General features: G+C 68.0%; 10 protein-coding genes and 2 pseudogenes. 10 read left to right on the top strand and 2 right to left on the bottom strand.

Features of this window, described 5'->3' with window-relative positions; all coding sequences use genetic code 11:
* Positions 1–69: 69 nt before the first annotated feature.
* Entirely contained in the window at positions 70–1,485 is a 1,416-nt protein-coding gene (locus tag CCS38_RS11015) for a class I adenylate-forming enzyme family protein (RefSeq protein WP_223733042.1), read from the bottom strand.
* Between the two features lie 411 nt (positions 1,486–1,896).
* Here CCS38_RS11015 and CCS38_RS11010 point away from each other — a divergent pair, with 411 nt between their 5' ends.
* The 4 genes and pseudogenes from CCS38_RS11010 (at position 1,897) to CCS38_RS35680 (ending at position 4,353) form a co-directional block, all read left to right on the top strand.
* Complete coding sequence (locus CCS38_RS11010) at positions 1,897–2,430, top strand: ATP-binding protein (RefSeq protein WP_223733041.1); 534 nt, start codon at positions 1,897–1,899, stop codon at positions 2,428–2,430.
* 295 nt (positions 2,431–2,725) lie between these two features.
* Positions 2,726–3,097, top strand: a pseudogene (locus CCS38_RS35690) (ATP-dependent DNA ligase); the annotation flags it as partial.
* Positions 2,991–3,665 (top strand): ATP-dependent DNA ligase, encoded by a 675-nt coding sequence (locus CCS38_RS35685; protein WP_372457044.1) that lies wholly within the window; start codon positions 2,991–2,993, stop codon positions 3,663–3,665. The pseudogene CCS38_RS35690 and the gene CCS38_RS35685, both read left to right, overlap by 107 nt.
* Before the next feature lie 106 nt (positions 3,666–3,771).
* Entirely contained in the window at positions 3,772–4,353 is a 582-nt protein-coding gene (locus tag CCS38_RS35680; protein WP_223733040.1) for a profilin, read from the top strand.
* Here the strand turns inward: CCS38_RS35680 and CCS38_RS10995 are convergent.
* A complete protein-coding gene (locus CCS38_RS10995) occupies positions 4,350–5,279 on the bottom strand; it encodes a LysR substrate-binding domain-containing protein (protein ID WP_223733039.1) in 930 nt (309 codons plus the stop codon). The genes CCS38_RS35680 and CCS38_RS10995 overlap by 4 nt on opposite strands.
* A 98-nt stretch (positions 5,280–5,377) precedes the next feature.
* On the opposite strand from CCS38_RS10995, the gene CCS38_RS10990 reads away from it, so the two are divergent.
* The 6 genes and pseudogenes from CCS38_RS10990 to CCS38_RS10965 form a co-directional block, all read left to right on the top strand.
* The gene (locus tag CCS38_RS10990; protein ID WP_223733038.1) at positions 5,378–6,214 is read left to right on the top strand and encodes a TauD/TfdA dioxygenase family protein; all 837 of its coding nucleotides are present in this window, start codon (positions 5,378–5,380) and stop codon (positions 6,212–6,214) included.
* A 980-nt stretch (positions 6,215–7,194) separates the two neighbouring features.
* A pseudogene (locus CCS38_RS10985) lies at positions 7,195–7,518 on the top strand (oxidoreductase); the annotation flags it as partial.
* Between the two features lie 897 nt (positions 7,519–8,415).
* On the top strand, positions 8,416–9,624 hold the full coding sequence (locus CCS38_RS10980; RefSeq protein ID WP_223733037.1) for a type III PLP-dependent enzyme domain-containing protein: 1,209 nt from the start codon (positions 8,416–8,418) through the stop codon (positions 9,622–9,624).
* A 712-nt stretch (positions 9,625–10,336) separates the two neighbouring features.
* A complete protein-coding gene (locus CCS38_RS10975) occupies positions 10,337–11,590 on the top strand; it encodes a GNAT family N-acetyltransferase (RefSeq protein WP_223733036.1) in 1,254 nt (417 codons plus the stop codon).
* Between the two features lie 105 nt (positions 11,591–11,695).
* Positions 11,696–11,944 (top strand): hypothetical protein, encoded by a 249-nt coding sequence (locus CCS38_RS10970; RefSeq protein ID WP_223733035.1) that lies wholly within the window; start codon positions 11,696–11,698, stop codon positions 11,942–11,944.
* 857 nt (positions 11,945–12,801) lie between these two features.
* The coding region (locus CCS38_RS10965) for an oxidoreductase (protein ID WP_443742952.1) at positions 12,802–13,066 on the top strand (265 nt) is incomplete at its 3' end.

The raw sequence follows: 13,066 nt of genomic DNA, 5'->3' as shown, positions 1-13,066 counted from the left end.
CTCCTTCGAAGACAAGGGGGTACCGGCCGAACGGAGTTGGATCTCGATTCGGTGCGGTAACGGTCTGGGTTATCGGGGTTGCAGGGCCCTGCGCAGGGCCGGCTTGTCGATCTTGCCGACGGGGTTCTTCGGCAGCGCGTCAAGCAGGTGGACCTCGACCGGCAGCTTGACCTTGGTGAGGTTCTGCCGGCAGTGGTCGAGCAGTTCGCCGGCGGTGACAGACACGTCGGAGTAGGCGACGACGTAGGCGATGGGGGTCTCGCCGTAGACCGGGTCGGGGGCGCCGACCACGGCGGCCTCGAGGACAGCCGGGTGGCCGTACAGCACGGACTCGATCTCCTTGGGGTACAGGTTCTCTCCCCCGCGGATGATCATGTCCTTTACCCGGTCGACGAGCACGAGGTAGCCGTCCTCGTCGACCCGACCGACGTCGCCGGTGCGCAGCCATCCGTCGACGAGCGTCGCAGCGGTCTCCTCCGGGCGGTTGAGGTAGCCGCGCATCACGTTCGGGCCCCGCACGACGACCTCGCCCACCTCGCCGGGCGGGAGGATGCTGCCGTCCGGCGCGATGGTGGCGATCTGCTGCCCGGGCAGTGCGGGTCCGACCGTGCCGAGCTTGCGCACGCCCTCGACGGGGTTGCATGTCGAGGCGCAGGTGCCCTCCGTGAGCCCGTACCCCTCGACCATCACGAAGCCGAACCGTTCCTCGCACCGCTCGAGGAGTTCCCTCGACACCGGTGCCGCCCCGCAGATGGCGAACCGCAGCGACGAGGTGTCGGGCACGGCATCCGCCGGAAGCTCAGCCAGCCGCGCGTAGATGGTCGGTACGCCCGCGAAGTAGGTGGGCCGGTGCCGTTCGACCGCCTCCAGGAACGGCACCGGCGCGAATCGCTCCAACACGGTGAGCTGTCCACCGGCCAGCATCGACGAAAGGAAGCTCACGCAGATGGCGTTGACGTGGAACAGCGGGAGGACCAGCAGGCAGTGGTCGCCATCGGTCAGTCGGAGGTGCCCGGACAGCATTGACGTCATCGCCAGCAGCTGCGAGTGCTCGAGCATGACACCCTTGGGGCGTCCGGTCGAGCCGCTCGTGTAGATCAGCAGGGCCAGCTCTTCGGGACGCACCTCGCGGCCGGGCAACGCATCGGCGGGCTCTGCCCGCAATGCCTCGACGGCGATCGACGGCAGGCCGGCGGTCGGCGCCCCGGGGCCGCTGTTGACCACGAGCGCGGCACCCGAGTCACGCAACTGATATTCCGCCTCGTTGGCTGTGAAGACCGGATTGATCGGTGTGGCGGTCGCGCCCAGGCGCCACGCCGCGAGCATCACCAGCAGCAGCTCGACCCGATTGGGCAACATGATCGCGACGACGTCGCCCTCGCCGATTCCGTGCTCGGACAGCTGGGTCGCGACGGCATCAGCCCGGCGGGCCACTTCGGCGTACGTCAGTTCGTGGCGGGGATCGCGCAGACAAGGGCGGGACATGACCCGCTCCGGTCGGCCCCAGGGCAAATATCCGATGGTCACCGAGTTCACCTCTACGTCGCGGCGATGTTTCGTGACCGGAACAGTAGGGAGACTCAAGGCTCGGGCCCATGTCAAACGTCGACAAATCGCGGCGGCCGTTTGTGCACCATCGACAACGGAACCCGCGGGGGCTCCTTAAACCTGACGCTGCAGGTGGACGTCACCAGGCACGTTCCAGGGCCGCCGAAAGCAGACCTGCGACACACGCGTCTCTGTCTTGTCCAGGGCCCGCCACGAACCCTTTGTGCAAGATGCACAGGAAAGGAGAGAACTTCGTCCCCAAGGCCATGGGGGAACGTTCCTGGGCGGCCTTGTATGAGGAACGGGGTTGGAGGCCCGATTCAGCCCGGGCTAACCGAAGGAAGTCCCATGGCCGACACAGTCGCAAGCCCTCTGCGAGAGGCATCACCAGTTGCGCCCAGGCTCCCAGGCGGCGACAGGCACCGAGCCGCCCAGTCGTGTCCGAACGCAACCAAGGCCACCGGCGTCACCGTTTTTTCGAAGTGCCGCACGATCGTGCTGCCCGCCCAGGCACTCCACGTTCGCACCGCACGCCGCTTCACCGAGGACCTGCTGATCCGGTGGGGCGTCACCAAGGAGGACCGCGCCTCGGTCCTCCTGATCGTCAGTGAGTTGGCAACCAACGCGGCCCAGCATGGAGGGGCCGACATGGCCGTCACGGTCTCTTTGGAGGGTCGCCTGCTTCAGGTGGAGGTGGCTGACTTCGGCGAACGTGCCGCACCACCACGTACACACTGTGGCGATGACAATGCAGACGACGATGAGCATGGCCGCGGTCTGGGGATCGTCACATTCCTTGCCGACCACACCGAGGCACATCAGGAAGACGGAGGCTGGCGTGTCCGCGCAGCCATCGATATTCCCGGAGGCATCCACGCGTAACGCTCTTGGCGGCCGGCGCGCCGGACTGAACGCGACCCGTGCGCCGCCTTCAGTACTGGATCGACGCGGAGAAGGACGGCTGCACCACCCGTGCCGAGGTCCTCAAGGCCAAGGCGCTGATCGCCCTTGAGCAGGGGTCGTACTGCACGTTAACCGGGGGAGAGCACTACAGCCCGTACAACGACCGCTACCGCCAGGGCCCGCGCGCCTGGCGAAGGCGGACCAGGAACCCACCTGGCTGCCGCCGGCCGAGGGCTACCGCTGCAAGTACGTCACCGACTGGATCGCCGACAAGATGCGCTGGGGCCTGACCATCGATGAAGCGGACGGTCCTCGATGCCACTGGCCGCGCCCGGTCGCGGGAACAACCCTCAGCCCGTTGACCGGACGTATGGTGTTGCGACCGCCGGTGGAGCCGATGTTGGCGCAGGCCCGTGACACGGTGCCTGCGCCCGGTGTGCTGCCGGGCCGTCTGATCTTTCAGCCGAAGTTCGACGGCTACCGCGCCCTGCTCTTCACCGCGCCCGTGCGAATCCAGTCCCGCCGGGGCAGCCTGATCCATGTCCGCTTCCCCGAGCTGGTGCACGCGGCCACGATGCTGCCGAAGGGCCTGGTCCTCGATGGCGAACTGGTCGTGTGGGCGGGGGACCGGATGTCGTTCGAGGCGTTTCAGCGGCGCGCGGCCGCCGGCCACCGCAGCGCCCCCCCGCCTCGCTCAGGAGCTGCCCGCCCACCTGATCGTCTTCGACGGCTTGCAGGTCGACGGCGAGGAGCTGCTGCACGTTCCGTATGCCGAGCGCCGCGCCCGCCTGGAACTGCTCTTCACCGACCACGCTCTGCACGCCCCCTGGACGCTGTGCCCCGAGACGGACAACCTCGCGACAGCGCAGGACTGGCTCATGTCTTGGACCGAGATTCCTGGCGTGGAGGGGCTGATCATCCGGGGAGCGAGCAGCGCTATCTGCGCGGCGCCCGCGCGCTGTACAAGGTGCGCCGCCGGGACACGACCGAGGCTGTCATCGGCGCCATCACGGGAAGGCTGGGCCAGCCGCAGACGCTCGTGCTGGGCCGCTACGACGACACCGGCCAGCTGCGCGCGGTCGGGCGCAGCACACCGCTGTGCCCGGACGCCGTGCGCGAACTGGCCGGGCGCCTGCGGCCGGCGGGGCCGGGGCACGCGTGGGAGGGGGTGCGCTTCACGACGTCGTGGTGTTCGCGAAAGCCGCTGGACGTGACGCTGGTGGAGCCGGGCCTGGTCGCTGAGATCGCGGTGGACAAGCTCCCGATGCCGCGTGCGATCGGCAGCCCCAGCCGTCATAGGAGGAGACCGATGTCGGATCAATGGCAGACGTACGTGAATGGCAGCCTGCTCGGCGCCGGCATGACTCACGCCGCCATCACCGGTGCCGATGGGCCATCTTGGCCTCGTCGGCAAAGTCCCCTGTCACAGCTGCTTTCGCCAAGTCCGTTCCGGATCTCTTCAGCGATCCGGCAGCAACGCAGGCTGCGGGAGTGCGCATCGGGAACGACAGATGGCTCGTGCTGAAAAGCGACACCACGAGCATCTACGCGAAGAAGGGCTCCGATGGCATCATCCTGGTCAAGACGAACCAAGCCTCTCGTGGAGGCCGCACAGCCGGGTTTCAAGTGTGCCGCCGTGCTTTGGAGCTGCCACCAGTGCGTCCGGCACACGGGCCGCCCGGCCGAGTCGGCCCACGGACGCTCGCAGCCACCGCGCCACCGACTCCACCGGCGACGGGGGACTGCCGGAGGTCTGCCCGATCGACGTCTTCGAACCGGCCTGGGTGCTGTACCTGCTCGGCCGAGCCGGCCTCACCCCGCCATCAGCCGGACGGCACGTCCAGCGACTCGCGCGGCTGGCCCACGCACGCCAGCGCCTTGGGCCGCCATGAGCTCAGCTAGCGCCGGAGGTCTTCCTTTCCTTGGCTGGAGACTGTTTTCCTCAGCCATGTTCGGAAGCGCTGGAATCCGGCGTCGCGCGTGAGCGCGGGAGGCCACTGCAGGAAGTAGCCTCGGTTGGGCTGCGTGACCACGGGGCCCACTTCGAGCAGCAGTCCGCGTTGCAGATGGTCACCCATGAGCGTGCGCCAGCCCAGCAGGACGCCGTTGCCGCTGATGGCGAGTGGGACGGCGCTCCCGTACGTCGGGTACACCACCGCGTTGGCAGGAGTGGCGTACGCCAGGCCGTTCCCGGCGAACCAGGATGCCCAGTCCTGCCAGCTCCGACCGGTGCGGTCGACGTGCAGCAGGGGCGCCGTGAGCAGGGCGTCGGCCGGAGAGTGCGGTGTGAGGCCGAGCTTGTCGGCGAGCTCGGGAGAGGCGACAGGGACCACCGCTTCGGTGACCAGCTGCTCCGAGCGCAACCCCGGCGATGGGCCGTCGCCGAAACGCACGCTCACGTCGTGATCGATGTCGGTGAGCTCGTGCTCGGAGTCGAAGATGGTGAGGTGGACGTCCGTCGGTGCGACTGCGGCCCGCATGTCGCCCAGGCGCGGCACGAACCAGCTCTCGGCAACCGACGGCTGTACCGCGACGCGCAACTGGTCGACGCGCCCTCGCAGCCGGGACAACCGGGCTTCCAGGATGTCGAACGCCTCGGTGACGGTCTGGTGCAGGAACGCCCCGTCCCGCGTCATCTCCGATCGGTTGGCCCCCCGGTCGAAGAGCGCGGTCCGCAACGAGCCTTCCAAAGCCTTCATCTGCTTGGAGACTGCAGGCTGGGACATGCCGAGCTCGACAGCTGCGGCGGCGAAGCTGCCAAGGCGGCCCACCGCCTCGAAAACGACAAGCCGCTGCAACTGTCGGACATCGCGGACCAGCAGGCGCACAGCACCCTCCCATCTGACGTTCACCCCAACCTCTGGTTGGGGCAGGCCAGCCGGCCGACGTCTGTCCGAGCCGCGCCCGACCTCCTAGCCTCCCCATCATGAAGCTTTCCTGCACTCGACTCACACCCGCACTCGGCGCGACGGCAACGCTGCCGCTGGAAAACGGTGACGTCTCCGAGGAGGTCGCCGACATGGTGCACTCCGCCCTGACCGAGCACTCCGTCCTGGTCTTCCCGAACGCCGGCCTTGATGCGAAACGCATGGTGCAGCTCGGGGAGGCGCTGGGCACCCTCGGTGCCCGGCACCACTCCTATACGACCCATCCGGACTTCGAGGACGTCGTCGTGCTGACATGGGGCGGCGAGGACAAGCCGGACGCTGCCGAGTGGCACTCCGACATGACCTACCGGCCCCAGCCACCGTTCGCCTCGATCCTGAAGGCGGTCGAAGTCCCTCCTGTCGGCGGCGACACGCTCTGGGCGAGCATGTTCGCCGTGCATGACGCCCTTGACCCAGGGCTGCGGCGCGACCTCGAGCAGCTCGAAGCCGTGCACGACATGGGAGCGTTCCGGACCGGCGCATACCGGCAAGGAGGCGACGAAGGAATCAGTGAAGCACTCACCAAGGCCGGAACGGCCGTGCATCCGGTGATCGCGCACCATCCCGTGACCGGACGCCCCTACGTCAACGTGAGCGAGTCGTTCACGCGGTTCCTGATCGGTCTTTCGGCTCCCGAGAGCGCCAGGATCCTGACCTACTTGTTCGACCTCATCAACCGGCCCGACTTCCACGTCCGCATCAAGTGGGAAGCGGGCACGGTCGCCCTCTGGGACAACCGTGGGACGCAGCACTACGCGGTCGCCGACTATCTCCCCCACCGGCGAGTGATGCACCGCGTCGCAGTGACGACCGACAAACGCACCCCCGCCGGCTGAACCCAAACGCCCACGGCAGCACGCCATGAATCCGAGGCGCCGGAGTGTCAGGACCCACCTCAGCTTCCGCGGGCTCCGGCCACAACCCGGCCACAATCCGGCCACTGGCGAACCGTCCTGCGAGCACGAAGGTGGCCGGGCCGTCGGGTAGTTCGGGCGGCAGAGGACTGCTTTCCCATCCCCGGCAAGGGCCCATGCGCGCAGCCTGTCTCCGGGGTGCAACGCCATGGCCCAGACCTGATCCGACCCCGATGGCGGGCGCACTGGGCGCCGAGGGCGACGACTTGGTTGACGCGGAGCGACTGCTGGCCGTGGATGACGAGGACGCGGACGAGGCGCAGATCCAGGCGGCGGCCGAGGCGCCGCGGGCTCGGCGTCCGGAGCTGTTCGGTGAGGTGCGCAGCCTGGTGTCGGCGGCCCCGGGCTGGGGCGTCGGCCGGGCGGGGCCGTCGCGGACGGCACATGCGCAGAAGCCGGGCGCGGCGGGCCTGGAGATGGCGCGTTCAGCGACAGCCGGTCCTGACCGAGAGGCCCACATATACGGGAATGGTCCTGACATGGCGATTCTCTGCGGGTCGGACATCAGGTACTCCCCGCGCCCCCAGGGATGGTCTCGGGGCGCGGCATATGGTCTGAGGCAGGGGTGACTCATGAGGCCAGTGGCCCGCTCAGCCCCGGCAGCCGTTGGCGGTCGTGGTCATGCTGGCGGCCCGCGCGATTCGCGACCGTGATTGTCCGGCTACACGCCGAAGCGAAACGTCGAGACCCGGAGTCGCGTGTGACGGGGTCTCGATGCGCCGGGCGAGGAATGATCTCCCGGCCTGTCCCTGTTGTACGAGAGGCGTCGTAGTTCGGTAACGAGTCGTCGAGCGGCTTCCTAGTTCGATGATTGCCGTACTACGATGTTCTTCGTATCAAGGCTTCGGGCTCGCCTCGCCCTGTCCGGAGTCCCGCCTTCGTTCACGTACAGGGAGCCCGTTGTGAGCGCACTGTTCGAGCCGATCACTCTCCGGCAGCTGACCATTCCGAACCGTCTGTGGATGGCCGCGATGTGCCAGTACTCGGCGGCGCCGGAGGGGCCCGAGCAGGGTGTGCCCAACGACTGGCACTTTCAGCACCTGGCGGCCTGCGCCGTGGGCGGCACGGGCCTGATCATCACCGAGGCCACCGCCGTCAGCCCCGAGGGCCGCATCAGCCCGTACGACCTGGGGCTGTGGAACGACACCCAGGTCGCCGCCTTCCGCCGCATCACCGACTTCATCAAGGCGCAGGGCGCGATCGTCGGTATTCAGATAGCTCACGCAAGCTGCATCAACTCTCAGGCCACGCCTCGCGAGACTCTCGCGCTCGCCGCCTGAGCTCTCCGTTCATGGCTCCTCACCGAGTACTGGCATCGAGGCTTCGCCTCAATCTCGACGCTGCGTTCAGAGCGTCGGCTTGGCCCGTTCGAGACACGAGTAGCAAGCCACTCGCTCTACTTCACTTGCCGCTCCGCGGATACCCGCGATCACAGCGGTCGGCAAACTGGCCAGCGATCTTCCGCCGACTCCGGCACGTGGGTGTCCATGGAGGAGGCGCCCTCTTCGCTCGCCTGCCGGCCTACCTGACGTGCAACGTCGATAAGCACCTGGGCTTGCCCCCAGCGATGCGCGGCGCCGCTATCGCCGCCGATGAAGCACAGGCGAGCTGAGCTACCCAACATCTGCAACGGTTCGTAGCTGGAAGTGCCTTGAGACGCAGTCATGTCTCCAGTCGCCTCACAATGTTGTTCATGCGGACTGCTCGTGCGACGACCTTGAACGCCAGTACATGAACTGCCGGCACGGTCACTCGGACCTGCTCGAACCCTTCTCCCGCGCTGCTGGTCAGATCGGTGTGGAGCATGTGGCTGTGTCCACCGTTCATGACACGACGGCCTTCCCGGCGCACTCAATGGACCGGTGTGGGGTGCTGGGTGCGGTGTTCCCAGTGACGGGCGTGGTCACAGAGGCGGGCGGCGGTGAGCCCGTAGGTGAGCAGGGCGCCCAGTGCACGTGGTCATCAATCGTCGAAATTTCGTCGAAAGAGCGGTGACTTTGCGACATTGCGCTGTGCAGTGTGGGCCCCGGGTCATTTCCCTCATGGGGTCGACGGGTTCCCTGATTGGATGCTCTACATTGAACGCGTCACAGTCATTGTGCGGGAGTTCCGGGAGAGCGATCTTGATAGCCAAGCGGTTTAAGTATCTGGCCGAAAAGCTGGCTCTGGTAACGCCGACGCCGTTCTACGTGGTTGATCCGGGCGGCGTCGAACGGGATTTTTCGGCGATGGACAAGGCGTGGCGTGAATGGTTTCCTCGTTTCACGCTCGCGTACTCGTACAAGAGCAACCCACTCACGGTGTTCACACAGCTTCTGTGTTCCCTGGGAGCGACAGCCGAGGTGGTTTCCGGAGCGGAATTACGGACCGCGCTCGAAGACGGTTTCGCGCCGCGGAATATTCTTTTCGACGGCCCCGTGAAAAATGCCGCCGAGTTGGCGCACGCCGTGTCCCTCGGCGTCGGTGTCCAGGTCGACTCCTTGAGCGAGGCCGAGCACTTCGCCGCTACAGCCCGGGATTTCGGCGCTACGCCACGCGTGTGTCTGCGGCTCGCGATGCCGACCGCGTCGGGGAGGTGGTCGCGCTTCGGGCTGCTGCCCGGCGAGGCGCCGCACGCGTGGCGTCTCCTCGCCGACGCCGGCATCGGAGTGCGCGGCGTGCACTTGGGCGTGGGCACGCTGGCCAGTGGCCCCGAGACGTACCGCGCCGCAGTGAGTCGGTGGTGCGAGACCCTGCGGGTGTGGGCCGCGGCATCAGGCGAGCCGTTCGTCCTGAACCTGGGCGGCGGTTTCCCACCTCGCCGCGCTACCGCCGACCCCCGAGCCCCATGGCGGGATTTCGCGGCAGAGGTCGCCGAGGAGTGCCGCCTCATCGGCCTGCCGCCCGAAGATGTACGCCTTGTGATCGAGCCGGGGCGCAGCCTCGTGGAGGAACACGGTGTGCTCGTGGCCCGGGTGGCCGTGCGCAAGCAACGTACCGACGCCCCCGACCTCGTGGTGCTCGACGCCGGGACCAATCTCTCCCGCACGGTCAAATCGCGCCCGCACCCGATCGAGTTCGTGCGAGCCGACGCGCCATCGAACGCAGATGCGATGCCTGCCTCGGAGTCGTTCGACGTGTATGGCAACAACTGCTACGAGGGCGACGTCTTCGCACGCGGGGTGCCGGGACCCGCGTTGCTCGGGCCGGAAGACCTGGTCCTGGTGGGGTGCGTGGGTGCCTATGACATGCCATTCGCGCATGTGTGGGTTCGTCCGCAGCCTCCGGTCTTCGCGACGACCGAGTCCGGCGGCCATACGGTGGTCCGCGAGCGGGGAACCCGGATTCGGTGAAGAGGCTGCGCGTCACCGAGCCCCAAGGTGTCGAACACCGGCAGTCGCCATCCGATCCGGCGCGCGAGGCTCTCGGGGTGCGCGTGGTCGAGAACCGCGCCGTGCCGTCCCGGAGGACGTCGCCCAGTCCGCCGCTGTGGGCGTGGTCGGTCGCGTTCGCCCGTTCTGCTGGGTCGGCCGTCGGCAGAAGGGCGAGGGCGTCGGCGAGCGTCCGGTCCGACGAGCTCGGTTCGGACAGTACGCGCCAGTGCCTTGTGGAACCTCGCGTCGATGGTGTTGCCGCCGGTGCTCTTCTGCATCGAGTCACGGCCGCATAAATTCGCCGTGTAAACCGGGCCCCCGTGAAGTCGCCCGCGCTGGTGTCCACGTCGATGTAGTCGCGTTCTGGAGATCATAGGGCGACGAAGTCAATCTTCCTGGACCTGAGTCGAATGGTCTCCTCCGTTGCCCAGGACACCATCGCTTCGAATGGTCTGTTCCGGTGCTACCGAATGCGCCGGTCTGCCGCACGCCCGTTCCGGTGAAGACTCGCAACGAGCCTTGACAGTTTGTCCGTGTCGTATGAAGCATGTTGAGCGGTCGAATGCCCGATTGAGGCCGAGGGCCGTGGATCGGCCGACGCCGAAAATCACCGATTCGACGTGAAGAACCTGAAAATCACCGGATCGAAATCCGATGATCAGCTCCCCTTGTCTGTGAGGTGTGGCCGCCCGTGGATCAGACGTCCGTGTGTGCCGATGGGTACGAATTCGCCGCCCCGGATTCCTGGGATCATTTTTCCGACACGGTGGCACTGGCTTACGGCGGATACGACGCCGCCTCCGCGTATCAGGACGTGCTCGCCGCGGTTTTCGAGCCGCAACGCTCGCTGCTCGCGCACCGCGGAGGCCGCACCTGCGCCACGCTCGCCGTCTACTCCCTCGACATGGGCGTGCCTGGCGGCCGACGCCCCGTCGCCGGCATCAGCTATGTCACCGCGGACCCGGCACATCGGCGCCGCGGTCTGATGCGCGGCCTGATGGTGCGTACGTTCGCCCGCCTGTACGAGCGCGGCGAGGAGCCCGTCGCCGCCCTGCACACCACCGAACCGGCGATTTACGGACGCTTCGGGTTCGGCAGCGCCACCCGCGCGATCCACCTGCGAATTCCGCGCCATGCCCGCGACATGACGCACCCGCACAATGAACCGCCGCTGCCCGTAAGCGTCGTGGACCCCGCGGAGTGCGTCCCGGACATCGCGCGCATCCACCAAGGAGCGCCGGACCGACGTCCCGGAGCCTTCCACCGCGACGATGCGTGGACCCGTCGCGCCTTGTTGGACCTGCCCGAACGCCGCGGCAAGGCAGGCCGCCTGTTGTGCGTGCTCGCCGAGGACCGGGACGAGAGCAGCCGACCGCGCGGATACGCGCTGTACTCGCTGACCGCCCGCTGGGAGGACTCCTACCCGCGCTACGACGTGCATGTCCGCGAGCTGTTCGCTGAAGACCCCCTCGCGTACACGAGCGTATGGCGCGCGTTGCTCGACATCGACCTCGCCGGAGCGGTGCACGCCGACCGGCCCGTCGACGACCCCGTCCTGGCTCTGTTGGCCGATCCGCGAAGCGCGGTGCCCGTCGTGCGCGATCAGCTCTACGTGCGCGTGGTCGACCTCGGACGCGCCCTGGGAGAACGCGGATACGCGGCCGAGGTCGACGTGGTGATCGAAGTCGCCGACACTGACTGCCCCTGGAACCAGGGGCGTTGGCGGCTGCGGACCGGCGTCGACGGCGGCGACTGCGCGCGTACCACCGCGGCCGCGGATCTGTCGCTGTCGGCCTGGGAACTGGGCGCCGTCTACTTGGGAGGCACGTCCCTCAAGCAGCTCGCCGCGGCCGGTCGCGTCACGGAGCACCGCGCCGGTGCGTTGGCCGCCACCACACACGCCTTTCATCACGATCCCGCACCGTTCTGCCCGATGCTCTTCTGACCCGGCCGACAGCCACGAACCCGGCGTGAGGAGACGCGCGGTCGCCAACGGCGGCTTGCTGGGGGCATCCGCGGGCCGAACTGCTCGTCTGATGGGCAAGGCGCTTTGGCGTCGACGGTTGGGGACTCGGCACGCTGTGGCGAGGCCGTCGGCCGGGCGGCCGCCGAGGGCTGGCTGGTGCAGGCGTACGTCCTCGGACCGCGGCTCGCCACCGGCTCGACGGGCACCGCGCCCCGGCACGACCTTGCCCTCGGCGTGGTGGGCGGCCGACTGGCGGGCGCATTCGCCCGCACCGGCCACGAGCAACGCCCCAACGCCTCGCTGTCGGGGCGTCTTCATCCGCTCTACGGCTGAGCGACCGCCCGGCGCCGGATTCCAGCAGCGGTGGCGCGGGCGGGCGCGGAAGCCGCGGCGGGCGGGTGCGGCTCTCGATGTCCCGCGTCGAACCGACCCGGACAGCCTTGCGTGGGCCGGTCGCTTCCTGACGCCGATCGGCCTTGGCCCGCACGGCGGCTCCGGCTGGGCGGGGGTCGTCGCGGACGGCATCTCATCTGCGCAGAAGCCGGGCTCGGCGGGCCTGGAGATGGCGCGGCGCGGCGGGCTGATCCCGGAGTGCAGCGACTGCCGGTCCTGACCGAGAGGCCCACGTACAGGGGGCCACGCGCTGTGCCGACGCCGCCGTGTCTGCCTTCCGGATGTGCTCCCCGCACTCGCGAGGGGTGGCCCCAAATCGCCACTGAGCGCGAGATGAGCGGCGTAGTACTCCCCGCGCTTGCGGGATGTCCCTGACGTGGCGATTCTTTTCGGGCCGGACGTCAGGCGCTCCCTGCGCCCCACGCGGATGGTCTCGGGGTGCGGCATATGACCTGAGGCAGGTCCCATGAGACCAGAGGCCCGCTCGGCTCCGGCAACCGTTGGCGATCGCGGTAATGCCAGCGGCCCGAGTGATCCCGGACCGTCTTTGTCCGGCTGCACGTCGAAGCGAAATGTCGAGAGCTGGAGTGGTGTGTGACGGGGATCTCGATGGGCCGGGTGAGGAATGATCCCCGACCCGCCCCCGTTGTACGAGAGGCGTCGTAGTTCGGCATCGAGTCGTCGGGCGGTCTGTTTAGTTCGATGGTTTCCGTACTACGATGTCCTTCGTACCAAGGCTTCGGGCTCGCCTCGCCCTGTCCGGAGTCCCGTCTTCGTTCACGTCCAGGGAGCCCGTTGTGAGCGCACTGTTCGAGCCGATCACTCTCCGGCAGCTGACCATTCCGAACCGTCTGTGGATGGCCGCGATGTGCCAGTACTCGGCGGCGCCGGAGGGCCCCGAGCAGGGTGTGCCCAACGACTGGCACTTCCAGCACCTGGCGGCCCGCGCCGTCGGCGGCACGGGCCTGATCATCACCGAGGCCACCGCCGTCAGCCCCGAGGGTCGCATCAGCCCGTATGACCTGGGGCTGTGGAACGACACCCAGGTCGCGGCCTTCCGTC

The organism is Streptomyces purpurogeneiscleroticus, assembly GCF_020024005.1.
Classification (GTDB): Bacteria; Actinomycetota; Actinomycetes; order Streptomycetales; family Streptomycetaceae; genus Streptomyces; species Streptomyces purpurogeneiscleroticus.
Note: the sequence above shows the minus strand (reverse complement) of the source record. Positions and strands in the feature narration are given on the sequence as shown.